Here is a 24,782-nt window from a genome sequence, read left to right on the forward strand (position 1 = left end):
ACCTTCGTGATCGCCGCCGTCAAAGACGTCTTGCCGTGATCCACGTGACCAATCGTGCCAATGTTGCAGTGCGGCTTCGTACGCGCGAATTTCTCTTTGGCCATCGTCTCTTTCCTGCGGCAAGCTCACACGAGCGGTCGCCCGGGCTGTCGCTCGACAAGGTGTCGAGCCGGGCGAAAGACGGGGGCCCGCTTAGAGGCTTGCCGTCCTTTGATCAAGGGCCTTGCGGGATAAGCCGCTCCGGCCGGCTACGGAACCGGGCGCCGGACGGGCGAGGCGGCGAGCAGCGCGGCCCGGTCCAGTCCCAGGGCGGCGGCGATTTCCTCCAGCGCCCGCGCCTCCACGTCGGCGATGCCGTCGAGGTCGGCGACGTCCGCTGCGACGAGGAACGTCGCCTCGCGCTCGTCCTGTCCGCGCCCCTCGATGGCGGCGACGCGGCGCAGGTTCTCGGCCCGGCCGGCGCGGGTCCGGGCGCGGGCGATACCGTCGTAGAGCTCGCTCTCGAGCATCAGCCGGTCGTAGCCCTTCTCGAGGATCGGATTGGCCTGCAGGCCCGCCAGGGCCGTGTCGAATTCCGCGCTGGCGATCTCCCCGTCGGCGACCATCACGTTGGCGGCGGCCGCGACCATCGCCTGCATGAGGGCCTTGTCGCCGGCATAGGCGGTCACGGTCTGGCTGAACCGGCTGACGATGTCCTGGAAGATGTTCATGGGGACTCTGGAAGCGGACGGCATCGGGGGGCTGCGTGGCATCCACGCCGGGGCAGGCATCGCGGTTCCGCGCGCCGAAGACAAGCCGCTGCCCCTGCTCAGAACAACGCCACCAGGGCGATGCCGCCGATCATCAGCACGCCTCCGAGCGCGCGCCACAGGGTGAGCGGATGCTGCTCGAATCCGATCCACCCGAAGTGGTCGAGCAGGATCGAGGTGATGACACCGGCGGTGACGAGGAGCCCGAGATAGGGCGCGGCGCCGATCTGCTGGGCGACGAAGAGCTGCGACAGGATCAGGAACGCGCCCACCACGCCGCCGAACCAGGCCCAGAGCGGTACGGCCCGGATGTCGCCGAGGCTCGGCAGGGCGAAACGGCCGAGGACCAGTCCGATCAGGAGCAGAGTCACTCCACCGGCCAGCGACACGACGATCCCTGCGGCGAAGGGCTGCGTCAGGTTCTTGGAAAGGGTCGCGTTCACCCCCGACTGGACCGCATTGGCGATGCCGGCCAGGAGAGCGAAACCGTAGAGGAACCACATGGACGATCCTCGGCCTTCAGCGTTGCGGACCGGGCCGCGGGGGCGTGGCCGGGTCTGGAAGGTAGCCTGCGATAAGTCCTTGGCGAGGGTTCGGGATCGTCTAAGAACGCCGATGCCGCAGAACATCGAGGATCCGGGCATGGACGGGACGGCCATTTCGTCGGCGGACGCCGTCGAGCCGGGACCTGCGGAGAGCAGCGCGACCGAACCGCGCGATCTCCGCTTCGCCTTGCGCGCGGCGACCGACGCGGCGCACCGTCGCCTCGATGCGGGGTTTGCCGCGCATGATCTGAGCCGGCGGACCGACTATGCGACCTTCCTGTCGGCGATGCGCGATCCCTTCGTGCAGATCGAGGCTTGGCTCGACGGAGCCGATGCGGCGGACCTGCCGCCGGACTGGCCGGCGCGCCGGCGCGCCGATTTTCTCCTTGCCGACCTACGGGGTCTGGCGATCGGGGCGCCCGACACCCTTCCCGAGCCCCTGCCCCAGGGCTTGGCCGGGGCCGAGGCGCCTGGCCTTCTCTACGTGCTCGAAGGCTCCCGCCTCGGCGGGAAGGTCCTGCTGCGACAGGTCCTGGCCAGTTCCGACCCCGACGTCCGAGGGAATGCCCGCTTCCTTCGGCATGGCGAGGGTGCCCGCCTGTGGCCGAGCTTCGCGGCCTGGCTCGCCACTCGCCCAGCGGACGCCGAAGCCGCCGCGATCCGCGGTGCCCTGCGTGCCTTCGCGCTGTTCGAGACCGCCCAGGCCCGGGGCTAGGCTGGGACGGGGGGGCTCGCCAGGGCTCGCCGCAGCGTGTCGGCGGTGTAGGGCTTCTTGATCATCGTCACGGCACCCAGTTCGGGCGGGATGCGGAAGCTCTCGCCGTATCCGGTGGCGAAGACGAAGGGCACGCCGGCCGCGACCAGGCGGCGGGCCACCGGCAGGCTCGTCTCAGCGCCTAGATTGACGTCGAGCAGGGCGAAGCTCGGTCGGGCCGCCTCGATCTGCCGCAGGGCCTCGTGCACGGAGCCTGCCATGTCCACCGCGCTCGCTCCCAGCGTTGCGAGGATCTCCTCCGCTTCGAGGGCGATGATCATGTTGTCCTCGACGACCAGGACGGAGCCCGACAGCGCCTTCGCGTCGAGCTCGGGCGAGCGCTCGCGCTCCCGGGACGGCGATGCCACGGCGGCCGGGGCGGCACGCACGTAGCGCGCCGGCACCGCGAAACGGCCGCGCAGGCCGGTGAGCTCGTAGGCGATCTCCGCCTCACCCTTCAACTCGTAGGGGATCGAGCGCTCGATCAGCGTGGTGCCGAATCCACGCCGGCGGGGCGGCTTCACCGGAGGGCCGCCGCTCTCGCGCCAGTGGATGACGAGGCACTCCGAGGCGTCGCGCTCCCAAGACACGTCGACTTCCCCAGCCGCCTCCGACAGGGCGCCGTACTTCGCCGAGTTCGTCATCAGTTCGTGGATGACGAGGGCGAGGGTGGAGAACGCCTGGGGTTCGAGGAGCACGTCGAGACCGTCCAGGCGGACGCGGCCGGCTTGCTGGTCGAGGTAGGCCTCGGCTTCGAGGGTGATGAGGTCGCGCAGGGAGCCCGGCCCCCAGTTGGTGGTGGTGATTTGGTCGTGCGCCCGGGCGAGCGCCTGGATGCGCTCGCCGATGACCCCTGCGAAATCTTCGACGCTGTCGGCCCCGGAGCGGCTCTGCGCGACGATGCCGCGGATGAGGTTGAGGATGTTGCGGACCCGGTGGTTCAACTCAGCGATCAGCAGCTCCTGGCGCTCCTGCGCGGTCTTGCGCTCCTTCTCGGCGGAATCAGTGAGGCGCAGGATGACTTCGAGCAGCGTGATGCGCAGGGCCTCGGCGATGCGCAGGTCGGCCGCGCTCCAGGGCGCGGCCTGACCACGAACCACCTCCGTCCAAGCCTCGAAGCTCTTGCGCGGGGTGAGGCGCAGGCCGTTCGGCCCGAGGCTCGCCGGCTTCTCCGGATTGCCGGCCCAGGTGACGGTGCGGGCGATCTCGCGGCGGAAGAACACGAGGAAATCCCGCGGTGCCCGGGAGATGGGGATCGCCAGGAGGCCGGCCGCACGCTCGGTGTAATCGGCTGCCGGCGGATGGACCGCGCCGATCTCGTGGGTCGCGAAGGCGCGGCTCGTGGCCGTACGGTTCAGGAAGCGCACGAGTCCGGTGAATTCCTCCGCCGTCGGCGTCGCGCCCCGCAGGGTGATCTCGCCGTTGACCCAGACGCCGATGCCGTCGCAGGTGACGATGCCGGCGATATCGTCGAGGAAGTCGGTGATGTTCTCCAGGCTCGTCCCGCCCGATGCGAGCGCGCCCATCAGCCGGTCGTGCAGCGCGCGGGAACTGCCCTCGTAGGCGGCCTCCGCCTCGCGCTCGCGGCTTTCCAGGATCAGGGAGAACATCTGTCCGAACAGTTCGGCCCCGGTCCGACGCTCCAGGGAAATGTGGCGCGGCTCGGTGTGGTGGCAGGCGAACAGGCCCCAGAGCTTTCCGCCGCGCAGGATCGACACGGAGAGCGAGGCCCCTACGCCCATGTTGCGCAGATATTCCAGATGGATCGGCGACACCGTGCGCAGGGTGCTCAACGACAGGTCGAGCGGACGCCCGTCCGGATCGCGCTGTGGCAGGACGGCGACGGCCTGCGCATCGACGTCGGCGATGATGCGCAGCCAGTTGCGCTCGTAGAGAGCGCGTGCCTGCTTCGGGATGTCGGAGGCCGGGTAGTGCAGACCGAGATAGGGAGGCAGGCTGGAACGGGCGGATTCGGCGATCACCACGCCCGAGCCGTCGGGGTCGAAGCGGTAGACCATGGCCCGGTCGAACCCCGTCAGCGCCCGCATCTGGCGCACGGCCTCCCGGCAGAACGGCTCGAAGCCGACGGTCTGCTGGAGGCGCCCGACCATGCTGCGCACGAGATTGCCGGCGTTCAGGTGCTCGCTGACGCTCGGCTCGGCCTCGATGACGATGGTGCCGCCCGACAGGTGCAGGGCGATGTCGAAGGGGGCACCCCCCGGCTGCAGGGCGGTGCCGAAGATCCTGTCGATGGCATCCGGCCCGCGAAGCGCCTGGAGATGGCCGCGGATCAGGTGAATCGCCTCGCCGTCGACGAGATCCGCCAACGGAAGGCCGAGAAGGTCCATCCCGCCATGACCGAGCCACTCTCCCGCGTTCTCGGAGGCCCGGACGACCATCCAATCCGGCGAGACGGCGATCAGGAAGCCGAAGGGCTGGACCGCGCCGAGGATGTGGATCGGTTCGCGATCGCAGGAGGTCAGGTCGACGAGCCGGGCTGATTCTAAATGATCGGTCATCAGGTTTCTGGTTCGTCGGTCCCAAGTCCGCTCCGAGTGGCGCGTCGAGAACAACGACGGACCGTCGCGAAAGTCTCCTCGATAGTCGTGCAACGGACACAGTTCCCGGTCGACCGTGTTCGAGGCGCCACAGGCGACCGCCGACTCAGCCCGTTCGACCCCCATCGGACCGGGTTCCGATCCGGTGCGCGAGTCCAGCCGTGAGGGCGGCTCCGATCAGATAGGTGGCAAGACCCAGCGCTCCGCCTTCCAACCAGAAGCCTGTGCGGCCCGGAACCACTCCGGAGGCGGCGAGGCAGCCGGCCAGGGCCGCTGCCCCGACAAGCGCGCGGGCACTCCATCGGGCAGCCGGCGTGCGTGGCGGGCCCGTCAGCATGCCGACGGTGCAGCCGAGGAGTGCGCTGGCGATCGCCAGGGGCCAGAGCGTCGTTGCCAGGAGGGTCACGCCATCGGCCTCGGTTGAATCGTCATGATCGCGCCGCGATGCCGACACCCTGCCCAGGCGGCCGCTGCAGGCCCGGCGGTGCGACCGTGACCTGCTCCGGGCGGAGTCCGGCCTGGAGCAGGTACTCCACGATGGCGAGGGCGCGCACTTGCGCGAGGTCGGGGGCGGGTTCCGTGGGCATGGCGGGTTTGGGTTCCGGCTTGGCGGCCTTGTCCTTCGAGGCCGTCTTGCCGGATGCCTTGTCTCCGGAGGATTTGATCGATGCCTTGGCAGAATCCTTGGTCGCGTCCTTGGACGTCTCCAGCGAGGCGGTGCTCTCCACCGCGGTCTCGGCGACGGGCTTGGGGGCCGCGGCCCCGGTCGGGTCGAGGTGACCCGTGATCACGAGGCGCAGGGTCGGACAGGTCTTGCCGAGGGCGGCGATCCCGTCGAGGAGCGGGTAGAAGGCCGGCTTCAGGGTCGTGCTTCCGGGCGGAAACACGAGGGGCTGGCCCGCGGCGAGACGGCCCTCGATCGCGGCGGCGCAGGCCTCCGGTGTACGGGCCGGTGCCGCGTCGGGCGTCGTCACGGCGACTTCTGCGGTCCAGCCCGGCGGCATGGCGGACGACAGATCGTCGGAGATCCGCCGGGAGCCCTGGGCATACGGGCTCTCGCCCGTCAGGGTCAGGGAGCGATCGGCGATCTGGGCCTCGCCCCGCGCCAGCAGAGCGAGGGCCGTCGCGGTGGACCGGAGCACCCGGGCGAGCTCGTGCGGAGCTCCTTCGCCGAGGCGTGTGCGGTCGATCAGGCGCTCGCGGAACAGCCGCGGCCGCAGAGTCCCGAGCAGGATCTCCCGCGTCTCGGCATCCGGCAGGTGGCCCGTCACCGTCACGGCCTCGACATCGCGCCGAAGTGCGACGCGGTAGGGCGACAGCGGCCGCGTCGTCAGGGCGGTGCCGCCCCGACCCAGACCGGCGGGCATCCCGTCACGCAGCAAGGCCTCGATCTCGGGAATGGCCTGCGCGTCGAGGGCGACCCCATTCACGGCCACGCGCCCATCGGCGACGCCGACGCTGCCCTCCTGGATCAAAGCTGCGAGTTGCAGGACGAAGCGGGCCATGGCGCCGGCGTTCACGTCCGCCGGAAGCCCGCGGGCGTTGCGCATCCGGTCCTCGACCTGCCCGGTTTCGGACACCTGCGCCGCCTGGGCCCGGATCTCGGCACGGACGGATTCCGAGACCACGTGACCCGAGAGCGTGACCGCGCCACCGGGTTCGCGCATCACCACGAAGCGAAAATCCGGGACGATGGCCGGAAGGATCTCGATCCGGCCGAGGTTGTAGCCGGTGGGCAGATCGGTCAGGGCGCTCCGCACGGCCGCGTCGTCGGCGATCGAGGCCGCCTCGCCGACGACCGAGAGGCGCGTGTCTTCCAGCATCACCCGGCCGCCGGGGGCGAGGGCGCGCAGGCGTGCCAGGGCGTAGGCGGCCGCGGTGGCGAAATCCGTGGGCGCCCCGAGAGCGGCGCGCGCGCGATCGCGCAGGACCATCCCCGGCTCGAGGGCGGGTGTGAGTTGCTCGGCCAGGGCGCCTGCGCCGATCTCGGCCGGCCGGACCCCCGTGAGCGCGACGCCGTCCCGCTCCCGGGTCGCGATCCAGACGAAGGGCGAGGCCAGCTCGACCACCCCGACCGGGCCGACGACGCGTCGAACACCCTCGATGGCGGCGAGGCGCCGATGGGCCGCATCGCGGGTGGCGGCATCGGGCGCCTCACCGGTGACCAGGAGGTCGCGACCGTCGACGGCCACGCGCAGCCACGGCTCTGCGCCCGCCGCCGCCGTCGCCCGGGCTATCGCGTCGGCCTCGACGCCGAGCTGCGTCTCGAAGCGCGGCGTGATCCAGGCGGCGGAAAGGCCGAGGATCAGCGCGAGCCCGGGCAGGCCGGCGGCCCAGCCGAGACGGCGGCATCGGTCACGGAGTACGGAAGCGGCGGACACGTCGGACCCCGATGGCAGGCGGCGCGCGGGAGCGAACGCCAGGATGGTATCCCACACGCATTTCGCGGCATCATGAAGGCCGGGCGCCGCTCAGGCGTCGCGCAGCATCTCCAGTTCGAGCCAGCGGTCCTCGGCCTTGGCCAATTCGGTCTCGGCGACGCCGAGGAGGTCCGAAGCCTTCGCGAAGCGGGCCGGGTCGCGGGCGTAGAGGCCCGAATCGGCCAGGACATCGCGCAGCTTGGCAATGTCGGATTCCAGCTTCCTCATCCGGTCAGGCAGGGTCTTCAGTTCGTGCTGGTCCTTGAAGCCGAGCTTCGGCTTGCCGACAGGGCTAACCGCATCGCCGGACTTGGCGCGATCCTTCGCATCGGCGCGGGCCTCGGCCTTCTCGGCCCGCCCGGCCGCCGCCCGGGCCTGCACGCCCTCACCACGCTGTGCGATCATGTCGGTGTAGCCGCCGGCATATTCGACCCAGCGGCCCTCCCCCTCGCTGACCAGAACGCTGCCCACGACCCGGTCGAGAAAGTCCCGGTCGTGGCTCACCAGGATCAGGGTGCCGGAGTAATCCGCCAGCATCTCCTGCAGGAGGTCGAGGGTCTCGAGGTCGAGGTCGTTGGTGGGCTCATCGAGGACGAGGAGGTTCGCGGGCTGGGCCAGGGCGCGGGCGATGAGCAGACGGTTGCGCTCGCCGCCGGAGAGTACGCTCACCGGAGTCCGGGCCTGCTCGGGGGCGAACAGGAAGTCCTTGAGATAGCCGATGACGTGCCGGCTGACGCCGCCGACGATCACCGAATCTCCGCTGCCGCCGGTGAGCACCTCCGTCACCGTCATGGTCGGTTCCAGCACCGCACGGGCCTGGTCGAGGAGCATCATCTTGAGATTGGTGCCGAGCGCCACCGAACCGGAATCCGGCGCGAGCTGCCCGGTGAGCAGGTTGATCAGCGTGGTCTTGCCGGCACCGTTGGCTCCGACGATGCCGAGGCGGTCGCCGCGCATCACCCGGAGCGAGAGATCGTCGACGATCTCGCGCGCGCCGTAGGCCTTGGCCGCGTGCTTGGCCTCGATCACCAGGGCGCCGGAGCTCTCGGCCTCCGTCGAGGTCATGGTCGCGGTGCCGACCGGCCGGCGATCCTCACGCCGCTCCTTGCGCAGGGCGTGAAGGTTGCCGAGGCGGCGCACGTTGCGCTTGCGGCGCGCGGTGACGCCGTAGCGCAGCCAGTGCTCCTCGTCGGCGATCTTGCGCTCCAGCTTGTGCCGGTCGCGCTCCTCCTCCTCGAAGAAGGCGTCGCGCCAGGCCTCGAAGGTGGAGAAGCCCTGCTCGATCCTGCGCGTGACCCCGCGGTCGAGCCAGATCGTGGTCTTCGACAGGGCCGAGAGGAAGCGCCGGTCGTGGCTGATCAGCACGAGGGCGCCGCGCACGCTCTTCAGCTCGGCTTCGAGCCACTCGATCGCCGGCAGGTCGAGGTGATTGGTGGGCTCGTCGAGGAGCAGGATGTCTGGCTCCGGCGCCAGGGCCTGGGCGAGCGCCACCCGCCGCCCCTCGCCGCCCGAAAGGCTCTTCGGATTCTCGGCGCCGGTCATCCCCAGATTCTCGAGGAGGTAGCGCGCCCGGTAAGCGTCGTCCCCTTGGGTGAGGCCGGATTCGACGAAGTCGAGGGTGGTCTCGAATCCGGAGAAGTCGGGCTCCTGCGCCAGGTAGCGGATCGTGGTGCCGGGCTGGACGAAGCGCACGCCGCGGTCGGGCTCGACGAGCCCCGCGGCGATCTTCATCAGGGTGGACTTGCCCGAGCCGTTGCGGCCCACGAGGCAGGTGCGCTCGCCGGGGGAGATCGCGAGCTCGGCGCGCTCGATCAGCGGGGTTCCGCCGAAGGTGAGCGCGACGTCTTGGAGGGTGAGGAGCGGAGGAGCGGCCATGGGGCGGGCTTATGGCAGCGACCGCGTCGCCGGACAAACCCGCAATGGGGGTGCCGGACCAATCCCCCGGCGCGTCCTGCTCACATCGTGGGGTTGGCGGGCCCCGTGGGCATCGGGTCGGGAGCGATCGCCGGCCCGATATCCGGATCGTTGACCGGGATCTCGGTGGGCGTCACGTCGGGCGCTTCGGTCGGCGTCGTGCCCGGCACGTCGGTGCCGGGGGTATCGGGGCCGGGCGCCGGTGTCTGAGGGGCTTCGTAGGGCGTCTCGGGGATTGGGGCTTCCGGGATCGGGCCGGGGTTCGACATCGCTTGCGCCTCTCAAGAGCCTCAGGGACGGACCGGTGGAACAGTCCGCCGCCGAGGGAGGTTCCGGGCGCGACGCGGCCGGTTTCCGTCACTTCTTGGTCAGGAGCAGGTTGCCCTCGTTGCCGAGCTTCTTCTGAATCTGTTGGGCGAACAGCGCCAGGAGCAGGGGCAACCGGACCTCGACCCGCACGGTCTCGGGGCGGACATCCACCTGCCCGTCGACCTTCTGACCCAGGGCCGCCATGGCGAAGTCGAGGCGGTCGTCTGTCCAGGCCATCTTCTCGACGGCGACGCCCGCCTTGGCGAACAGACCGTCGGCCTGGGTGATGCCGTCCGCGATGCGCCGACGGGCCTCGGCCAGGCCGAGTTCATGGGGGATTTCGACGATCAGCGGCTTTGCCATGGGGGTCTGAGCTCTCGGTTCCGCCTGCCAGATGGGGCCGGCCGGTCCCTCTCACAACGCCGACCGGCCCGATTCGCTCAGTTCACCACGCTCAGGGCGACGTAGGTCGTGCCGCCCATGCCGAGCGCGCGGGCCGAGCCCTTGGCGAGATCGATGATCCGGCCGCGGACGAACGGGCCGCGATCGTTGATGCGCACCACCACCGAGCGGCCGTTGCGCTTGTTCTCGACCCGGACCCGGGTGCCGAACGGCAACGTGCGATGGGCGGCGGTCATCCCGTTCGGATTGAAGCGTTCGCCATTCGCCGTCCGATGGCCGCTCGCATACCAGGAGGCGGCGCCGCTCTGGGCGCTGGCTGGATGAACGGCGGCGAGTGTCACGACGGTCCCGATGATGGCAGCGGCCCCACGAACAGGCTTGATAGTCATCCGCATTCCCTTTGTTGTTTCGGATGGCCGGCAAAATGAAGCGGATCAGGGCCAAAATGAGACCGGTCGAATGTGGCAACAGCCGTCAAATTCGAGGCTATAACGATTTTTTAATCTCCGGTTGTGTGTGGCCGTATTGTCGACGGACCGTCTGATTTTCGCTGGTGAATTGGGAATTCTGGATGACCTTGAGGGGCTCCGAAATCGCCTCGCGTTCGGCGCTGGCTCGCAACGTCTGGGCGAGTAAAACGAAACCAGCATTGCGCTGAGCGAAACCCTGTCCTGCGAAGGGCCGGCACACGCTTTGGAAGAAGAAAGTTCTCTTCTCAATACGCCGGCCGGTAATTCCCGGCCTCTTCACGACGCGAGCGCCGGGGGCGGCCGCACGGTCGTCATCTGAAAAACCTGTTCGCGAATAGTACCGGATACGATCGATCGACTTTACGAGGTTTTGAAACAAAGCTCGCCGTGCACAGAAAGACCAGCCCGGCAAAAATTGCAGCCCCAAATCGAGACGCCTTGTCGGCATCCCGGCAACTCGGCCTTTACGTTAACGGGGCCAAGGTCTGCCGGTCAGTCGCGTAACCGGTGTTTGCCATGGCTTCCCTGCGTACCGCGGTTGCCGACACCGTCGCCCGGAAAAGTGTCTCGCGTACCGGGCGACCCGTGTCGGCGCCGCGGATGGGTCTCGTACCCCCCGCTCAGCGTCTCCCCCTCGATGAGATTCTCGTTGGAGACTGCATCGCCGCGATGAACGCCCTCCCGGCGTCCAGCGTCGACTGCGTCTTCGCCGATCCGCCCTATAATCTCCAGCTCGGGGAAGGTTCGCTCCTGCGTCCCGACCAGAGCCGAGTCGACGCGGTCGACGACGACTGGGACAAGTTCTCGACCTTCGCCGCCTACGATGCCTTCACCCGCGAATGGCTCGCCGCCGCACGTCGGGTGATGAAGCCGAACGCCACCTTGTGGGTCATCGGCTCCTACCACAACATCTTCCGGGTCGGCGCGACGCTGCAGGATCTCGGCTACTGGATCCTGAACGACATCGTCTGGCGCAAGGCCAATCCGATGCCGAACTTCCGCGGCAAGCGCTTCACCAATGCGCACGAGACCCTGATCTGGGCTTCACGCTCGGCCGAATCGAAGGGTTATACCTTCCATTACGAGGCGCTGAAGGGTGGCAACGACGACGTCCAGATGCGCTCCGACTGGTTCATTCCCCTCTGCACGGGCGACGAGCGCCTGAAGGGGGCCGACGGACAGAAGGTGCATCCGACCCAGAAGCCGGAGGCCCTGCTGGCCCGCACCCTCCTGTCGGCCACCAACCCGGGCGACGTGGTGCTCGACCCCTTCTTCGGCACCGGCACCACCGGGGCCGTCGCCAAGCGCCTCGGACGCCGCTTCATCGGCATCGAGCGGGAGACGGCCTATGCGCAGGCCGCCCGCGCACGCATCGATGCCGTCGAGCCCTTGTCGCAGGCCGCCCTGCTGGTGGCTCCGAGCAAGCGCGCCGAGCCCCGCGTCGCCTTCCTCAGCGTCATCGAGGCCGGGCACATCCGGGCCGGCGAGACCCTCACCGACGCCCGTGGGCGCCACAGCGCCATCGTGCGGCCCGACGGCACCCTGATGGCCGGACCGGCCACGGGCTCGATCCACAAGATCGGCGCCCTGGTGCAGGGCTTCCCGGCCTGCAACGGCTGGGATTTCTGGCACGCGACCCGCGACGGCAAGCCGGTGCTCATCGACGTCTTCCGGGCCAAGATGCGCTCCGCCATGGGCTCGGCCGCCTGAGCGCCCGCGGTCATCGGATCCGCGGCCGTCCCCGCCTGCGGGGGCTCGGCGAAGGGACTACCTCGGACGGCTCCTCGAACTCATCGACGGGCTCGTCATGAATCGGGGACGGCGCCGCGCGCGGGGCCGGCTTCGGCACCGGGCGAAAGCGCGGCGACGGGGCTGGCGCCTCCGGTTCGGGCTCGGCGAAGAGCGGCGTGTCGGCCACACTCCGCATCGCCTTCGGCCGGCCGCGCTTTGCGGGCTTGTCCGCTCCCGGCTCGGCCGCCTCGGGCTTCGGGTCGAAGGCGTGCGCCAGGACCTTCTTCATCACACCCGGCAGCGGTTCCTCGTCGAGGTCGCGCCGCGGCGTGAAGCGCAGGCCCGCCGGCGGGGTCGTGCTGAGCGCCACCTTGGCGACGAACACCGTCAGCTCCAGCGGAAAATGCGTGAAGCCGTGCCGCACGAGGCCCGGCAGCCGCTTCCAGCGCGCATCGAGGGGCGCGTCGAGCAGGGCCTGGGCCGGATCGTAATCCGGCTCCCAGGGGCTCATCGGCGGCTCGGCCATGGAGCCGAGCAATCCTTCCGGCGGCCGGGTGCGGAGCAGGATTGCCTCGTCGCCGCTGCGAATCGCCACGAAGGCCGCGCCACGACGCAGGGTGCCTTTCACCGCCTTGACCTTCCTAGGGAAAGTTTCCTGCAAGCCCAGCGCCCGGGCGCGGCAGGGCGCCATCCAGGGACAGAGCGCGCAGGCCGGGCGCCTGGGGGTGCACAGCGTCGCGCCGAGATCCATCACCGCCTGGGCGAAATCGCCCGGCCGATCCTCCGGAACCAGGGCCTGGGTCGCCGTGCGGATCTCGGTCCGGGCCGCCGGCAGGGTGGTCTCGATGGCGAAGAGCCGCGTCATCACCCGCTCGACATTGCCGTCCACCGCCGCTTCCTGGCGGTCGAACGCGATCGCGGCGACGGCACCCGCCGTGTAGGCGCCGATGCCCGGCAGCTTGCGCAGGGATGCGGCCGTGTCGGGAAATCGCCCGGCCGCCGCCACCGCCTTGGCGCAGGCGTGCAGGTTGCGGGCGCGGGAATAGTAGCCGAGCCCGGCCCAGGCCGACATCACGGCCTCCTCGGGCGCCCCCGCCAAGTCCTCGACGGTGGGAAAGCGGGCCAGGAACTTCGCGAAATAGGGTTTGACCGCCGCGATCGTGGTCTGCTGCAGCATCACTTCCGAGAGCCAGACCCGATACGGGTCGGGCGTCTCGCCGGGGAGTGCCCGCCAGGGTAGGACGCGGCGGTGCCGGTCGTACCAGGTCAGGAGGTCCGCGGCCTCGGGGGCGGGAGCTGTGGTGTGGGGCACGGGCACCGGCGCATGGTGGGGATGCCCGTGCATAGACCGCCGGCCCGATGCGTCCAAGGCCGGCCTGTCCAGCCCGATCCCGCCGCCCGGCTTCGGCCGGACGGAACGGCATGCTAACCATTGCGCACGATACCGGAGCCTCGGTCCCGTCCCTGTCGGACACACGGAATCCCTGCGCATGGCGCGTGTCAAACCCCTCGCCGAGTTGCTGGAGGGCTGCATCGGCCCCGCCTTCGCGGCGCAAGGGTTCGCCTCCACCGATATCCTGGCCGCTTGGCCCGAGATCGTCGGCGAGCGGCTCGCGCGCTACTGCCAGCCCTCGAAGCTCGAATGGCCGCGCCGGCGCCGGCGCGAGGAGGAGGGGCGGCCTGATCCCGGTACCCTCGTGGTCCGGGTCGAGGGGGTGTTCGCCCTCGAATTGCAGCATCTCGCACCGGTGGTGATCCAGCGCATCAACGCCCATTACGGCTGGGCCTGCGTCGGAAAGATCGTGATGCGACAGGGCCGTGTGGATCGGATCGGGCGCCGCCCCGCACCGCCCGTCATCGATCCCGTCCGCCGCGGCGAAGTGGCGCTTGCGGTCGAGGCGATCGAGCACGACGGCCTGCGGGACGCCCTCGACCGCCTCGGGACGGCGATCGTCGCGACCACACACAAGCGCTAGGGAGTCGCGCTCCGCCTTGTCAGGACGCCTGCAGGATTCTACCGCATCGCTTCAGAAGATTTGGTCCGCGACCGGAGCCCTCCCGATCATGATCACCCGACGCGATGCCCTGAAAGCCACCGGCCTTGCCGTCGGCGCCGCGGTCCTCCTGCCGCGATTCACCCTGCCGGCCCTGGCCGAAGAGGCGAACCTCGCGACCCTGATGGAGCCCGGCCCCCTCGGCGACGTCTGGCTCGGTCCGAAGGACGCCAAGGTCACCATCATCGAGTACGCCTCGATGACCTGCTCCCACTGCGCGGCCTTCCACAAGTTCACCTGGCCGGCCCTGAAGGAGCGCTACATCGACACCAACAAGGTGCGCTTCACGCTGCGCGAGTTCCCGCTGGATCCGCTCGCCACCGCCGCCTTCATGCTGGCCCGCTGCGACGGGGACGCGAAGTACTACCCCATCACCGGCCTGCTCTTCGACCAGCAGCAGGCTTGGGCCTACGTGCAGAAGCCGCAATCACCGGTGGATGCCATGGAGCAGATGCTGCGCCAGGCCGGCTTCTCGAAGGAGAAATTCGAGGCCTGCCTGAAGGATCAGAAGCTCTACAGCGCCGTCAACGCGGTGAAGCAGAAGGGCATGGACACCTTCAAGGTCGATTCGACCCCGACCTTCTTCATCAACGGAGAGCGCTTCAAGGGCGAGATGACCATCGAGGGCATGGAGAAGGTGATCAAGCCCCTTCTGGGCGCCTGATCCCTGGATACCGAGGATCCGTGGATACCCACGAGCCCGAATTATCGGTGCCCGCGGTGTCGGTCTCTCGTCCCCTCGCCGACCCTTTCGGCGAACACCTGAGGGCGGTTCTGCAAAACACCGAATTCTCTTGGCGTGACAAGATCTTACGTGAGGTGGAGGGCGCCTTGACACCCAAGGTGGGCGAAACTATGGTGCGCCCCGCTTGAAGGAGGCGTTCCGCCGGTTCCCTCCGCTCTCGCCAATGTGAGTTCTCGCCGTGAGCGGCAACGAAACAGCGGACGAAGGCGGGGACGGGCGGAAGAAAGCACTGGACGCGGACCTCTCTCAGAGGCTCAAACGTCTTGAGACGCAGATTGAGCGGAAGCGGCCGAGCGCCACTCCCGATCATTCGACGCGTCCCGGTTCTGCGGCCGGGCCCTCTCCTCTCGGCCAGGCGATGCGGCTCTCGACCGAGTTCATCGCGGGCGTCCTCGCCGGGGGCATTCTCGGTTGGATGTTCGATCGTTACCTCGGGACGAAACCCTGGGGACTGATCGTCCTGCTGATGTTGGGGTTCGCCACCGGCGTCTACAACGTCATGCGCGTCTCGGGGTCTCTTCCCAAGGCGCCGACGAAGGATCGGGACCGCTAGCGGTTCTCTGGAAGCGCCGCGTCTGCGGCGGATCGAATGCGAAGCATGCCGCTCACGCGGCACCGGTGGTGGCGGGCCGTCTGGCCGGCCGAGATTCAGAAGGACGGGAGCGGCAATGGCCGTAAAGATGGATCCGATCCACCAGTTCGAGCTCAAGCCGCTGGTCTCCTTCGGTCATATCGGCAACCAGGAGATCGCGTTCACCCAGTCCGCGCTCTACATGTTCGCGGCCGTCGGGATCATCGCGCTGATCACCGTCGTCGCCACCGCCCGCCGTTCGGTGGTGCCGGGCCGCATGCAGTCGATGGCCGAACTCTTCTACGAGTTCATCGGCTCGACCCTGCGCCAGTCTGCCGGACACGGTTCCGAGCGGTTCATGCCGCTGATCTTCTCGCTCTTCATGTTCGTGCTCGTGCTCAACATGCTGGGGATGATCCCCTACGCCTTCGCGGTGACCAGCCACATCATCGTCACCTTCGCGCTGGCGCTGCTCGTGATCGGCACCGTCATCGTGTACGGCTTCATGGCCCACGGCACGAAGTTCCTGAAGGTGTTCGTGCCCTCGGGCGTGCCCGGGTGGCTCATGCCGATGATCGTCGCCATCGAGATCGTGTCCTTCATCTCGCGCCCGATCAGCCTCGCCGTCCGTCTCTTCGCCAACGTGCTCGCCGGCCACATCGCGCTCAAGATCTTCGCGGGCTTCGTCCCGGCGCTGCTCGCCGCCGGTGCCTGGGGTGCGATCTCGCCGCTGCCGCTGGCCCTCAGCGTCGCCGTCACGGCCCTCGAATTCCTCGTCGCCGGTCTGCAGGCCTACGTCTTCGCGACGCTCGCCTCGATCTATCTCAGCGACGCCCTGCATCCCGGCCACTGAGCCGGGGCCTCCCGGCCATCGGCCGGGATACCCCCTTCCGTCCCCGGTCCGCGGTCGCAGGCCGGATTTCTCTCCACGCAACGACGACACGGACACCAGGAGCAATTTGATGGATCCCTTAGCTGCCAAGTACATCGGTGCCGGCCTCGCCTGTCTCGGCATGGCGGGGGCCGCCATCGGCCTCGGCAACCTCTTCGGCCAGTTCTACGCCGGCGCGCTCCGCAACCCGTCGGCCGCCGACGGCCAGCGCGGCAACCTGCTCCTCGGCTTCGCCCTCACGGAAGCGCTCGGCATCTTCTCGCTGCTCGTCGCGCTGCTGCTCCTGTTCGCCGTCTAAGACACGCTCGTCGTCTCGGATCTCGAACCGATACCGGACCGGACGCCGCCTCCCGCAGGGATGGCAGAGGTGTCCGGTCCCCACTCCTTGATTTTACGCGAAGGACGTCATGGCTCAGCCGGCCCATTCGACCGCAACGCATGAAGGCTTCGCCGCGACGCCGGCCGCCGAGCACGGCGGCGGCTTCCCGCCCTTCGAGAGCCACACCTTCGCGTCCCAGCTCATCTGGCTCGCTCTGGCCTTCGGGCTGCTCTACTACCTGATGGACAAGATCGCGCTGCCGCGCATCCAGGCCATCCTGCACGACCGCGCCGTGCGCCTGTCGAGCGACCTCGACGAGGCCCAGCGCCTGAAGGCCGAGGCGGATGCCGCCGGTGCGGCCTACGAGAAATCCCTCAGCGACGCGCAGGCCAAGGCCCAGGCCATCGCCCTGGAGACCCGCACGGCGCTGACGCAGGAAGCCGAGACCAAGCGCAAGGCGCTCGAGGCTGAGTTGAACGCGCGCATCGCCGCCTCCGAGGCGACCCTGCGCACGCGCACCACCGAGGCCATGGGCAACGTTCGCGGCATCGCCGGCGAGACCGCCTCGGCGATCGTGGAGCGCCTGACCGGCCGCAGCCCGGACGAGGCCGCCCTGGCCAAGGCTCTCGACAGCGTCGCCTTCCCGCACTGAGGCGGGACGCCAAACCATATCTGACCGGCAGGGCCACCTGACGCGGAAGACCCCGCCGGACACCATCGAGTTGGGACGACGAGCATGTTGTTGGAAGCCGAATTCTGGGTCGCAGTCGCCTTCGTCCTGTTCATGGCCGTGGTCTGGAAGGTCGGCGGCTTCAACCAGGTCACCAAGGGCCTCGATGGGCGCGCCAAGCGCGTCCGCCACGAACTCGACGAGGCGCGTCGCCTGCGTGAGGAGGCCGCCGGCGTCCTCGCCGACTACAAGAAGCGTCGCGCCGAGGCCGAGCGGGAGGCCGAGGCCATCGTCGCTTCCGCCCGCGAGGAGGCTCAGCGCATCGCCGACGAGGGCCATGCCCGCCTGAACGACTTCATCGCCCGCCGCACCAAGTCGGCCGAGACCAAGATCGCCCAGGCCGAGATTCAGGCGACCGCCCAGGTCCGGGCCGCTGCCGCCGATGCCGCGGTGAAGGTCTCCGAGGTGATCCTGCGCGAGCGCATGCAGGGCGACGCGGCCCAGGATCTTGTCCGGCAAAGCCTCGGCGAAGTCCGGACCCGCCTGTGGGCTTGATCGCCATCATCACGAGCCCAGGGAAAGCCGCCGCGAGGCGGCTTTCTCGTTTTCAGGACCGACTTGCGAGGTGGGCGTGCTAAAAGGCCGCCCCGATCGCGCCGGCACCATGCCGCAGCGGAGTCCCGATGCAGCCGATCATCTCGATCCAGAATCTGTCCAAGGTCTACGCTTCGGGCCTTAAGGCCCTCAACGGCATCAACCTCGAGATTGCGGAGGGCGAGATCTTCGCCCTGCTCGGTCCAAACGGGGCTGGCAAGACAACGCTGATCAGCATCCTCTGCGGCATCGTGACGGCGAGCGCCGGCCGCATTCTCGCCGGTGGGCACGACATCGGCCGGGATTACCGCCAGGCCCGCCGCCTCATCGGTCTCGTGCCGCAAGAGCTCACCACTGATGCCTTCGAGACGGTGTGGGCCACGACGAGCTTCAGCCGCGGGCTCTACGGACTGCGGCCGGATCCTGCGCATATCGAGCGCGTGCTGCGCGACCTCTCCCTGTGGGAGAAGCGCGACGCGCGAATCATGACCCTGTCGGGTGGCATGAAGCGCCGGGTGCTTATCGCCAAGGCGCTGAGCCACGAGCCGCGAATCCTGTTCCTCGACGAGCCCACCGCCGGCGTCGATGTGGAGTTGCGCCGGGACATGTGGCGCCTCGTGCGCTCCCTGCGCGACAAGGGTGTCACCATCATCCTGACCACTCACTACATCGACGAGGCCGAGGAGATGGCCGATCGCATCGGAGTGATCCGCAAGGGTGAGATTATCCTGGTGGAGGAGAAGGCCGAGCTGATGCGCAAGCTCGGCAAGAAGCAGATGACCCTGAACTTGCAGGAGCCCCTTGCGGCCCTGCCCCCGGCCCTGGCGCGGCACGACCTGACCCTGAAGCCGGGCGGCCAGGACCTGGTCTACACCTATGACACAAAGGGCGAGCGGACCGGGATCACCGCGCTGCTGGCAGACCTCGCCGCCGCCGGCATCCGTTTTCGCGACCTCCAGACCAGCCAGTCCTCGCTGGAGGAGATCTTTGTCGACCTCGTGAAGGAACGCGCATGAACTGGTACGCGGTCCGCGCCATCTACGGCTTCGAGATGGCGCGCTTCTGGCGCACGGCGCTGCAGAGCATCGTTGCCCCGGTCATCGCCACCTCGCTGTACTTCGTCGTCTTCGGCGCTGCCATCGGCTCGCGCGTCGCCTCGGTTGACGGTGTGGCGTACGGCGCCTTCATCGTGCCCGGGCTCATGATGCTCTCGTTGCTGACGCAGAGCATCGCCAACGCCTCGTTCGGCATCTACTTCCCGCGTTTTGCCGGAACGATCTACGAAATCCTGTCGGCTCCGGTCTCGCCCCTTGAGATCGTGCTCGGCTATGTCGGTGCCGCGGCCTCGAAATCGATCCTCATCGGGCTGATAATCCTGGCGACCGCCGCCCTGTTCGTGCCCCTGCGCATCGAGCATCCGTTCGTGATGGTGCTATTCCTGCTCCTCACCGCGGTGACCTTCAGCCTGTTCGGCTTCCTCATCGGCCTCTGGGCCGACGGCTTCGAGAAGCTGCAATTGGTGCCGCTCCTGATCGTGACGCCGCTGACTTTCCTCGGCGGCAGCTTCTACGCCATCGAGATGCTGCCGCCGTTCTGGCGGGCGGTGAGTCTCGCCAACCCGGTAGTCTACCTCATCAGCGGCTTCCGCTGGGCCTTCTTCGGCACCTCGGATGTCGGCGTCGGCATCAGCCTCGCCATGGCGCTGGTCTTCCTCGTTCTGTGCTTGGCCGGCGTGACCTGGATCTTCCGGACAGGCTACCGTCTGAAGAGCTGAGGCGCCGGGCGTCCCGTCAGGGGCGCCGGGACAGGAAATCGAGCACGCCCGTCCTGTGGCCGCGATCGCCCACGGCCGTGCTGTGGTCGCGGTTCTGCAGTTCGAGAGCGGTGGCGTTCGGGAACAGGGCCGCCAGCGCCGGACCAGAGCCCGAGACCATGTCGAAGGTGCCCGTCGTGACCAGGGTGGGTGTCAGGATCTCCGCGACCTCGGCGCGCGACAGGGCCTGGCGCGAGCCGCGCATGCAGGCGGCGAGCGCCCGCAGGTCGCTCTTCGTCTGCTCGGCGAAGGTGCGGAACGCGGCGGCCGTCGGGTTCGGCGCGGGTGCGCCGGGATCCGCTTCCAGGGCTTCGGCGATCCCATCCGGCAGGCCCTTGCCTTCCACGAGGTGCAGGCCGAGGCCGCCGAGGAGCAGCGAGCGCACGCGCTGCGGCGCGTCGAGGGCAAGGAAAGCGGCGATGCGCGCGCCCATCGAGTAGCCCATCACGTCGGCGCGTTCGATCCCGAGATGGTCGAGCAGGCGGCGCGCGTCCTGGGCCATCAGGTCGGCGCCGTAGGCCTCCGGATCGTAGAGCTTCTGGCTCTCGCCGTGCCCCCGGTTGTCGAAGGCGACCGCCCGGTAGCCGGCCTGCGTCAGGGTGCGGACCCAGAGGGTGTTGACCCAGTTCACCGCGTGGTTCGAGGCGAAGCCGTGGATCAGAAGGACCGGGTCGCCGGGGCCACCCACCGCCGGCACGTCGATATACGCGATGGCGACGCCGTCGGAATCGAAGCTCTGCATGGGCTCGGGCCTTATGGGTCGGGGCATGGTGCCCGTCTCCTTGGACCGGCGCGCGCGCGGACGGAAGCCCCGGCGTGACGCTGACCCCGAAATGAAAGCGGCGGCAGGTCGCCCCTGCCGCCGCGTTGGACTGTTTGGACCGGATGCCGGGATCAGAAGGTGATGCCGGTCTCGATCATGTAGCGCTCCTGCGACGTCTTCAGGCCGTTGCGGCCGAAGCCGGTGCCGAAGCCACCGAAATCGGTGATGTCGTAGAGCTGCACGGTCGAGAACTCGCCGCGAAGAAAGTAGCGGTCGAGGGTGAAGGTCGGCGTCACCGTGAAGGAGAAGGCCGAGCTGCCGGCGCCGTAGAGGATGTTAGTCCGGCCAAACGGGTTGTTCCGGTTGCCGCTCTGGGTGATGTACTCGACGCGCCCGGCCAGGGAGAACTTGTCCGTGAAGGCGTAACCGGCGAGCAGGGCCGCGCCGAAGGTCTCGGCGCCGGTGAGGAAGAGCGCGTCGTTCCGCTCGACGTTGGTGTACTGGATGTACGGCGTCACGATCCAGGGGCCGTCGGCGTAGGTGTAGTTGGCGCTGACGATGCTGCTGTTCTGGAGCGTCGTGGGCGTGGCGAACAGGTTGCGGTTGCCGGCCGGCGTGGAGAAGTCGAAGCCGTTGTATTTGCTGAAATGCGTACCGCCGTTGATGCCGATCGTGTTGGCGGAGTCGATCTTGTAGGTGATCGCACCCGTAACCCAGTTGATCTCGCCGGAGAAGAAGCCGTCTGTCGCGGCGAACGAGGCGGCCCACGGACCGTCGGAGTAGTTCACCTGCACGCCGTGGTTGATGATGTTTTCCTGCGCGAAGAGCAGGCCGCGCGAGATGTTGAGGTTCTGGAAGGTGAAGGGCAGTTCCGAGCCGATCAGGGTCGGCATCCGGCCACCCTGGACCGACCAGTTGTCGTTGATCACGTACTTGCCGAAGACGATCGGAGCCGGCGAGAAGAGCACGTTGGTCTGGTCGATGGCGCTGAAGATCGGCGCGCCGAGGCCCGGGATCGAGTAGGCGCCGAAGGCGGCGTAGAACTGGAACGGACCGTCGGCCTTCTGGATGAAGCCCATCAGGTTCGAGAAGTCGGCGCGTGCATAGCGATCGGCGGCGATGCCCGGGAGCGCAATGGTCGTCACGGTGCTCTGATCGTAGAAGTACCCGCTCACCGCGCCGCCGACATAGATGTCGCCGAAGCCGCCCAGCGTCAGGCAGGCCGGGTTCGGGTTCTGCTTGATGAAGCCGCCATAGGCCGGGAACGTGATCTCGGCCTTGCAGGAGGCCGGGGAAGCCGGAACGGCCAGCACCTTCGCCGGGATGTCGGCTGCGAAGGCACAGACCGACGATAGCAGGACGGCCGAGAGGACGAGAAGCGAGCGGTGCATGATCATGGGGAACTCTGCGGAGGAATCTGCGTTGTGGCGACGTTCTCAAAGGTTCCCTGCTACGGCAAAGCTATCCTTTGTGCATGCGCCTACTTTTAAGGCAATCTAGCCCCGCCCATACTGGTTTCGGTCGTGGTGTTGCCACAATGGAACAGCTTTGGCCTTGGAAGGCCGATTCCGGGAATTTGGCCCAGCTTGCAGGAAGGTTTTCTAGCTGGACAGGTGGCGCAGCCGTTCCCCGGTTTCCATTCGCACGCTGAGAGAGTTTCGGCGTCCGGCATCGACTCCGTGCGGACGCGATCGTGTCGCCTTCGCTTGCCGCCGCGCCCGCGCGCTGGCATCAGCAGGCACGATGAAACACACGCAGCCCTACGGCACCTACGCTCCCACCGGCCTCGTCGCCCGCATCGCCCAGCAGACGGGGCGGATCTCCTACGCCAGTTGGGCGGGCCGGCGCCTCGCCCTGTTCCTGCGCCGGGTGGCGATCGGCCTTTTGCGGGGCGCCCCCCTCGACGTCGAGCGCTACGGCGCGCGCATGCGGCTCTACCCCTACAACAACAACTGCGAGAAGAAGGTGCTCTTCACGCCGCAATTCTTCGATCCGGAGGAGCGTGAACTCCTGCGCTCGAAGCTTCGGCCGGGCTGCACCTTCCTCGATATCGGCGCAAATATCGGTGCCTATGCGCTGTTCGTGGCAGCCTTCGCAGGGCCGCGCGCGCGCATCCTCGCAGTCGAGCCGCAGCCGGACGTATTCGACCGCCTGACCTACAACATCGCTCAGAATCCGTTCGGGACGGTGAAGGCGGTGGCGTGTGCCGTCGCCGACAAGGCCGGCGAACTCACCCTGTTCGTCGATCCGCGCAACCGGGGCGAATCGAGCTTGAAGATCGTCGGGACGAACGAAGGCGCGCAGATCCGGGTGCCGGCCCTGCCACTGCTCGATCTTGCCCGCGGCGAGGGGATCGAGCGTATCGACGCCATGAAACTCGACGTCGAAGGGGCCGAGGACCTGATCCTGGAGCCGTTCCTGCGGGCGGCCCCGGCCGCACTCAGGCCGGGCCTGCTCATCGTCGAGAACGGCACCGATCAGTGGCAGATCGACCTGCCTGCCCTCCTGGAACAGCACGGCTATCGCCGGATCGCCCGCACGCGCCTCAACCTGATCTTCGAGCGGGCCGCCTGATGGCGCGTCGTTCCCCCTCTTCCGAGCCGGCTCTCGCCGAGCCGAGTGGCCTACAGTACCGGGATGGCGTCGGCGATGGTGATCCCGCCGGGGCCGATGCGGCAACGATGGGCGTGCACGGCGACGCCAGCGGCCCGTGCGGCCTGGAACGCCCGGTCGAAGGCTGGGTCGAGGTCCCGGGCCACGTCGAAGCGGTCGGCCCACATCTGCACGACGATGACGACCATCGCGCGGCCCCCGGCCTCCACGACCGCAGCCAGGTCCGCCATGTGGCGGGCGCTGCGAGCGGCGACGCAATCCGGGAACTCCGCGAGGCCGGCCCGGCGCATCAGGTGGCAGTTCTTCACCTCGACGTGGCATGGCAGCATTCCCTCGCCCGTGGCGAGGAAGTCGACGCGGCTGGCCTGCGCGTAGCGGACTTCCGGGCGCAGGACGGTGTAGCCGCCGGGCACCGGCAGGCTGCCGTCCGCGAAGGCCTCCGCCACCAGGGCGTTCGGCCGCATCGTGTTGATGCCCACCCATTGCCGCCCGCCGGGCAGGTCCGCCTCCACCAGTTCCCAGGAGAAAGCCAGCTTGCGCGTCGGGCTGCGGGTCTCGGACACGAGTGCGCGCGCGCCCGGAACCGCGAGGCCCAGCATCGCCCCGGGATTGGGGCAGTGGGCGGTGACCAGGGAGCCGTCGCCCAGTTCCATGTCGGCCAGAAAGCGCTTGTAGCGACGCACGAGGCGCGCCTCGATCAGGGGCGCGGAGAAGCGCATCGGCGGATCCGGGGCAAGAAACAGGTTGATGCGGGCTCCCGTCGGCGCGGAATCGGGCAGTCCTGAGGCGCCTGGGCTGGTCAGTGCTTCCCGGATGCGACAGAATTCGTGGGGCGCGCCCCGGGTCGTTAGCCGGGAAAGCCGCTGTTCGTCCGCGAGGCCGCCATGTTCAATCTGTTCGACATTCTCCAGGCGCAGGCGGGCGCCAATGCGCAGGGATTCGGACGGCAATTCGGCCTGTCGCCGGAACAGAGCCTGCGTGCGATGGAGGCTCTGATGCCGGCGCTGACCATGGGCCTGCAGCGCAACGTCGCTCACGATCCCACCGGCTTCGCCCACCTGTTCAACCTCGTGGGGCCGACTGCCCCCATGGCACCGAGCGCGACGCCGCAGATGGACATGCTGGTCAAGCAGTTGTTCGGCTCGCCGCATCTCAGCCAGGCGGTGCTGCAGCAGGCGGCGACCGTCAGCGGCGTCGCGATGCCGGCCCTGAAGCAGATGCTGCCGGTCATGGCCGGTATGGTGGTGGCTGGGATCGTCCACGTCATGATCAATCAGGCGCCTGCGCCTGCGCCTGCGCCGTCCCCGCGCGCCGAGGCGAATCCCTTCGGCTTTCCCCCCAACGCCTGGTCGGAGATGATGGAGGCATTCCTGAAATCGGGCGCCTCCGCCGCGAGTCCCCCGCCCTCGCCGCCTCAGGCGCGGGCGCGCCCGACGCCGCCCCGGCTCACGGCCCCGTCACGACCAGGGGCCGATGCACCTGACAAGGCTGCTGCGGACGCCCCCTTCGACGTGATGCAGCAGATGTTCCAGACCGGCCTGGAGGTGCAGCAGGAAAACGCGCGCGCCATGCAGCGCCTGTTCGACACCTTCTGGCAGGATCCCCGCGCTTCCACCGAGGCGCGGGGCGAGGCCCCCGGTGCCAAGCCCCGGAGCGGACGGACCCGGACGTCGTAGCGCCACCACACGGTCGTCGGCGACGGGCCGCTCCCGATCGGGCCAGGTCCGCGACGCATCCGCGGCAAAGGTCGTCCGTGACGGGATCTGCCCACGGCGCGGTTCCGGCTACCCCCGGCATCTCGAGGGCGCTTGACAGGAACCCTTGCAGAACACTTACGGAACGTTTAACGTGTTCGTGGTTTGTTTCTGGTGCCATCCGCCGCGTTTCGTGGCGCTA

At 68.6% G+C, this 24,782-nt stretch carries 27 protein-coding genes; 13 read left to right on the forward strand and 14 right to left on the reverse strand.

Annotation, left to right across the window (positions count from 1 at the left end; translation table 11 throughout):
- The 3 genes from ASF49_RS22950 to ASF49_RS07500 all read right to left on the reverse strand — a co-directional run.
- On the reverse strand, positions 1-104 hold a 104-nt coding region (locus tag ASF49_RS22950; protein ID WP_244472826.1), incomplete at its 3' end, for a GTP-binding protein.
- Positions 105-248: 144 nt separating this feature from the next.
- Positions 249-710 carry a hypothetical protein gene (locus ASF49_RS07495; RefSeq protein ID WP_056470115.1) on the reverse strand — a complete coding sequence of 154 codons (462 nt, stop codon included), beginning with the start codon at positions 708-710 and terminating at the stop codon, positions 249-251.
- Between the two features lie 98 nt (positions 711-808).
- Positions 809-1,252 (reverse strand): DMT family transporter, encoded by a 444-nt coding sequence (locus ASF49_RS07500; protein ID WP_056470117.1) that lies wholly within the window; start codon positions 1,250-1,252, stop codon positions 809-811.
- A 112-nt stretch (positions 1,253-1,364) separates the two neighbouring features.
- On the opposite strand from ASF49_RS07500, the gene ASF49_RS07505 reads away from it, so the two are divergent.
- Positions 1,365-2,009, forward strand: a complete 645-nt coding sequence (locus ASF49_RS07505) for a biliverdin-producing heme oxygenase (protein ID WP_056470120.1) — start codon at positions 1,365-1,367, stop codon at positions 2,007-2,009.
- Here the strand turns inward: ASF49_RS07505 and ASF49_RS07510 are convergent.
- The 7 genes from ASF49_RS07510 to ASF49_RS23535 all read right to left on the reverse strand — a co-directional run bounded on the left by ASF49_RS07510 (position 2,006) and on the right by ASF49_RS23535 (position 10,569).
- Positions 2,006-4,567, reverse strand: coding sequence for an HWE histidine kinase domain-containing protein (locus ASF49_RS07510; RefSeq protein WP_056470123.1), 2,562 nt, complete (start codon positions 4,565-4,567; stop codon positions 2,006-2,008). The two genes, ASF49_RS07505 and ASF49_RS07510, sit on opposite strands and share 4 nt — an antisense overlap.
- A 467-nt stretch (positions 4,568-5,034) precedes the next feature.
- On the reverse strand, positions 5,035-6,987 hold the full coding sequence (locus tag ASF49_RS07515) for a BON domain-containing protein (protein ID WP_243214630.1): 1,953 nt from the start codon (positions 6,985-6,987) through the stop codon (positions 5,035-5,037).
- Positions 6,988-7,077: 90 nt separating this feature from the next.
- Positions 7,078-8,901, reverse strand: coding sequence for an ABC-F family ATP-binding cassette domain-containing protein (locus ASF49_RS07520; RefSeq protein ID WP_056470129.1), 1,824 nt, complete (start codon positions 8,899-8,901; stop codon positions 7,078-7,080).
- A gap of 80 nt (positions 8,902-8,981) precedes the next feature.
- Positions 8,982-9,209, reverse strand: a complete 228-nt coding sequence (locus tag ASF49_RS07525; protein ID WP_056470132.1) for a hypothetical protein — start codon at positions 9,207-9,209, stop codon at positions 8,982-8,984.
- Between the two features lie 88 nt (positions 9,210-9,297).
- Positions 9,298-9,612 (reverse strand): polyhydroxyalkanoic acid system family protein, encoded by a 315-nt coding sequence (locus ASF49_RS07530; protein WP_056215767.1) that lies wholly within the window; start codon positions 9,610-9,612, stop codon positions 9,298-9,300.
- Between the two features lie 77 nt (positions 9,613-9,689).
- Positions 9,690-10,040, reverse strand: a complete 351-nt coding sequence (locus tag ASF49_RS07535; protein WP_431739903.1) for a septal ring lytic transglycosylase RlpA family protein — start codon at positions 10,038-10,040, stop codon at positions 9,690-9,692.
- Between the two features lie 97 nt (positions 10,041-10,137).
- Positions 10,138-10,569 carry a hypothetical protein gene (locus tag ASF49_RS23535; protein ID WP_156652918.1) on the reverse strand — a complete coding sequence of 144 codons (432 nt, stop codon included), beginning with the start codon at positions 10,567-10,569 and terminating at the stop codon, positions 10,138-10,140.
- 152 nt (positions 10,570-10,721) lie between these two features.
- On the opposite strand from ASF49_RS23535, the gene ASF49_RS07540 reads away from it, so the two are divergent.
- Positions 10,722-11,831 carry a site-specific DNA-methyltransferase gene (locus ASF49_RS07540; RefSeq protein WP_056470367.1) on the forward strand — a complete coding sequence of 370 codons (1,110 nt, stop codon included), beginning with the start codon at positions 10,722-10,724 and terminating at the stop codon, positions 11,829-11,831.
- Between the two features lie 10 nt (positions 11,832-11,841).
- Here ASF49_RS07540 and mutY read toward each other — a convergent pair whose 3' ends face one another.
- Complete coding sequence (mutY, locus tag ASF49_RS07545; protein ID WP_056470138.1) at positions 11,842-13,197, reverse strand: A/G-specific adenine glycosylase; 1,356 nt, start codon at positions 13,195-13,197, stop codon at positions 11,842-11,844.
- A 145-nt stretch (positions 13,198-13,342) separates the two neighbouring features.
- Between mutY and ASF49_RS07550 the strand changes: the two genes are divergently transcribed.
- The 9 genes from ASF49_RS07550 to ASF49_RS07590 all read left to right on the forward strand — a co-directional run bounded on the left by ASF49_RS07550 (position 13,343) and on the right by ASF49_RS07590 (position 19,471).
- A complete protein-coding gene (locus tag ASF49_RS07550; RefSeq protein ID WP_056470140.1) occupies positions 13,343-13,828 on the forward strand; it encodes a DUF721 domain-containing protein in 486 nt (161 codons plus the stop codon).
- 88 nt (positions 13,829-13,916) lie between these two features.
- Positions 13,917-14,570, forward strand: a complete 654-nt coding sequence (locus tag ASF49_RS07555) for a thioredoxin domain-containing protein (RefSeq protein WP_056470144.1) — start codon at positions 13,917-13,919, stop codon at positions 14,568-14,570.
- Positions 14,571-14,829: 259 nt separating this feature from the next.
- On the forward strand, positions 14,830-15,204 hold the full coding sequence (locus ASF49_RS07560; RefSeq protein WP_056470147.1) for an AtpZ/AtpI family protein: 375 nt from the start codon (positions 14,830-14,832) through the stop codon (positions 15,202-15,204).
- 115 nt (positions 15,205-15,319) lie between these two features.
- Entirely contained in the window at positions 15,320-16,075 is a 756-nt protein-coding gene (locus ASF49_RS07565; RefSeq protein ID WP_056470150.1) for a F0F1 ATP synthase subunit A, read from the forward strand.
- Between the two features lie 109 nt (positions 16,076-16,184).
- Entirely contained in the window at positions 16,185-16,412 is a 228-nt protein-coding gene (locus ASF49_RS07570; RefSeq protein ID WP_018044493.1) for a F0F1 ATP synthase subunit C, read from the forward strand.
- Positions 16,413-16,521: 109 nt separating this feature from the next.
- Entirely contained in the window at positions 16,522-17,085 is a 564-nt protein-coding gene (locus ASF49_RS07575) for a F0F1 ATP synthase subunit B family protein (protein ID WP_056470154.1), read from the forward strand.
- 87 nt (positions 17,086-17,172) lie between these two features.
- On the forward strand, positions 17,173-17,658 hold the full coding sequence (locus ASF49_RS07580; protein ID WP_200930021.1) for a F0F1 ATP synthase subunit B family protein: 486 nt from the start codon (positions 17,173-17,175) through the stop codon (positions 17,656-17,658).
- A gap of 128 nt (positions 17,659-17,786) precedes the next feature.
- Complete coding sequence (locus ASF49_RS07585; RefSeq protein WP_056470160.1) at positions 17,787-18,713, forward strand: ABC transporter ATP-binding protein; 927 nt, start codon at positions 17,787-17,789, stop codon at positions 18,711-18,713.
- Entirely contained in the window at positions 18,710-19,471 is a 762-nt protein-coding gene (locus ASF49_RS07590; protein WP_056470163.1) for an ABC transporter permease, read from the forward strand. Before ASF49_RS07585 ends, ASF49_RS07590 begins: the two co-directional genes overlap by 4 nt.
- Positions 19,472-19,487: 16 nt before the next feature.
- On the opposite strand, the gene ASF49_RS07595 is transcribed toward ASF49_RS07590, so the two are convergent.
- Together ASF49_RS07595 and ASF49_RS07600 are read right to left on the reverse strand one after the other, a co-directional pair.
- Entirely contained in the window at positions 19,488-20,252 is a 765-nt protein-coding gene (locus tag ASF49_RS07595) for an alpha/beta fold hydrolase (protein WP_056470167.1), read from the reverse strand.
- A 152-nt stretch (positions 20,253-20,404) separates the two neighbouring features.
- Positions 20,405-21,670 carry an outer membrane beta-barrel protein gene (locus tag ASF49_RS07600; RefSeq protein WP_056470170.1) on the reverse strand — a complete coding sequence of 422 codons (1,266 nt, stop codon included), beginning with the start codon at positions 21,668-21,670 and terminating at the stop codon, positions 20,405-20,407.
- Between the two features lie 346 nt (positions 21,671-22,016).
- Between ASF49_RS07600 and ASF49_RS07605 the strand changes: the two genes are divergently transcribed.
- Positions 22,017-22,847 (forward strand): FkbM family methyltransferase, encoded by an 831-nt coding sequence (locus ASF49_RS07605; RefSeq protein ID WP_056470173.1) that lies wholly within the window; start codon positions 22,017-22,019, stop codon positions 22,845-22,847.
- Between the two features lie 50 nt (positions 22,848-22,897).
- Here ASF49_RS07605 and sfsA read toward each other — a convergent pair whose 3' ends face one another.
- On the reverse strand, positions 22,898-23,605 hold the full coding sequence (gene sfsA, locus ASF49_RS07610; RefSeq protein ID WP_056470176.1) for a DNA/RNA nuclease SfsA: 708 nt from the start codon (positions 23,603-23,605) through the stop codon (positions 22,898-22,900).
- A gap of 165 nt (positions 23,606-23,770) precedes the next feature.
- Here sfsA and ASF49_RS07615 point away from each other — a divergent pair, with 165 nt between their 5' ends.
- A complete protein-coding gene (locus ASF49_RS07615; protein ID WP_056470179.1) occupies positions 23,771-24,562 on the forward strand; it encodes a DUF937 domain-containing protein in 792 nt (263 codons plus the stop codon).
- The last annotated feature ends 220 nt before the right edge of the window (positions 24,563-24,782 follow it).

This window comes from Methylobacterium sp. Leaf104 (assembly GCF_001422885.1).
GTDB lineage: Bacteria > Pseudomonadota > Alphaproteobacteria > Rhizobiales > Beijerinckiaceae > Methylobacterium.

Excerpts from the sequence above, each read along its gene's own strand:
- ASF49_RS07590 (WP_056470163.1), top strand. The coding sequence starts at position 18,710 with ATGAACTGGTACGCGGTCCGCGCCATCTACGGCTTCGAGATGGCGCGC.
- ASF49_RS23535 (WP_156652918.1), bottom strand. The coding sequence starts at position 10,569 with ATGCCGACAAGGCGTCTCGATTTGGGGCTGCAATTTTTGCCGGGCTGG.
- ASF49_RS07505 (WP_056470120.1), top strand. The coding sequence starts at position 1,365 with ATGCCGCAGAACATCGAGGATCCGGGCATGGACGGGACGGCCATTTCG.
- ASF49_RS07495 (WP_056470115.1), bottom strand. The coding sequence starts at position 710 with ATGAACATCTTCCAGGACATCGTCAGCCGGTTCAGCCAGACCGTGACC.
- ASF49_RS07500 (WP_056470117.1), bottom strand. The coding sequence starts at position 1,252 with ATGTGGTTCCTCTACGGTTTCGCTCTCCTGGCCGGCATCGCCAATGCG.
- ASF49_RS07570 (WP_018044493.1), top strand. The coding sequence starts at position 16,185 with ATGGATCCCTTAGCTGCCAAGTACATCGGTGCCGGCCTCGCCTGTCTC.
- ASF49_RS07595 (WP_056470167.1), bottom strand. The coding sequence starts at position 20,252 with ATGCAGAGCTTCGATTCCGACGGCGTCGCCATCGCGTATATCGACGTG.
- ASF49_RS07510 (WP_056470123.1), bottom strand. The coding sequence starts at position 4,567 with ATGACCGATCATTTAGAATCAGCCCGGCTCGTCGACCTGACCTCCTGC.
- ASF49_RS07605 (WP_056470173.1), top strand. The coding sequence starts at position 22,017 with ATGAAACACACGCAGCCCTACGGCACCTACGCTCCCACCGGCCTCGTC.
- ASF49_RS07540 (WP_056470367.1), top strand. The coding sequence starts at position 10,722 with ATGGGTCTCGTACCCCCCGCTCAGCGTCTCCCCCTCGATGAGATTCTC.
- sfsA (WP_056470176.1), bottom strand. The coding sequence starts at position 23,605 with ATGCGCTTCTCCGCGCCCCTGATCGAGGCGCGCCTCGTGCGTCGCTAC.
- mutY (WP_056470138.1), bottom strand. The coding sequence starts at position 13,197 with ATGCACGGGCATCCCCACCATGCGCCGGTGCCCGTGCCCCACACCACA.
- ASF49_RS07550 (WP_056470140.1), top strand. The coding sequence starts at position 13,343 with ATGGCGCGTGTCAAACCCCTCGCCGAGTTGCTGGAGGGCTGCATCGGC.
- ASF49_RS07575 (WP_056470154.1), top strand. The coding sequence starts at position 16,522 with ATGGCTCAGCCGGCCCATTCGACCGCAACGCATGAAGGCTTCGCCGCG.
- ASF49_RS07565 (WP_056470150.1), top strand. The coding sequence starts at position 15,320 with ATGGCCGTAAAGATGGATCCGATCCACCAGTTCGAGCTCAAGCCGCTG.
- ASF49_RS07555 (WP_056470144.1), top strand. The coding sequence starts at position 13,917 with ATGATCACCCGACGCGATGCCCTGAAAGCCACCGGCCTTGCCGTCGGC.
- ASF49_RS07585 (WP_056470160.1), top strand. The coding sequence starts at position 17,787 with ATGCAGCCGATCATCTCGATCCAGAATCTGTCCAAGGTCTACGCTTCG.
- ASF49_RS07525 (WP_056470132.1), bottom strand. The coding sequence starts at position 9,209 with ATGTCGAACCCCGGCCCGATCCCGGAAGCCCCAATCCCCGAGACGCCC.
- ASF49_RS07600 (WP_056470170.1), bottom strand. The coding sequence starts at position 21,670 with ATGATCATGCACCGCTCGCTTCTCGTCCTCTCGGCCGTCCTGCTATCG.
- ASF49_RS07535 (WP_431739903.1), bottom strand. The coding sequence starts at position 10,040 with ATGACTATCAAGCCTGTTCGTGGGGCCGCTGCCATCATCGGGACCGTC.
- ASF49_RS07520 (WP_056470129.1), bottom strand. The coding sequence starts at position 8,901 with ATGGCCGCTCCTCCGCTCCTCACCCTCCAAGACGTCGCGCTCACCTTC.
- ASF49_RS07530 (WP_056215767.1), bottom strand. The coding sequence starts at position 9,612 with ATGGCAAAGCCGCTGATCGTCGAAATCCCCCATGAACTCGGCCTGGCC.
- ASF49_RS07615 (WP_056470179.1), top strand. The coding sequence starts at position 23,771 with ATGTTCAATCTGTTCGACATTCTCCAGGCGCAGGCGGGCGCCAATGCG.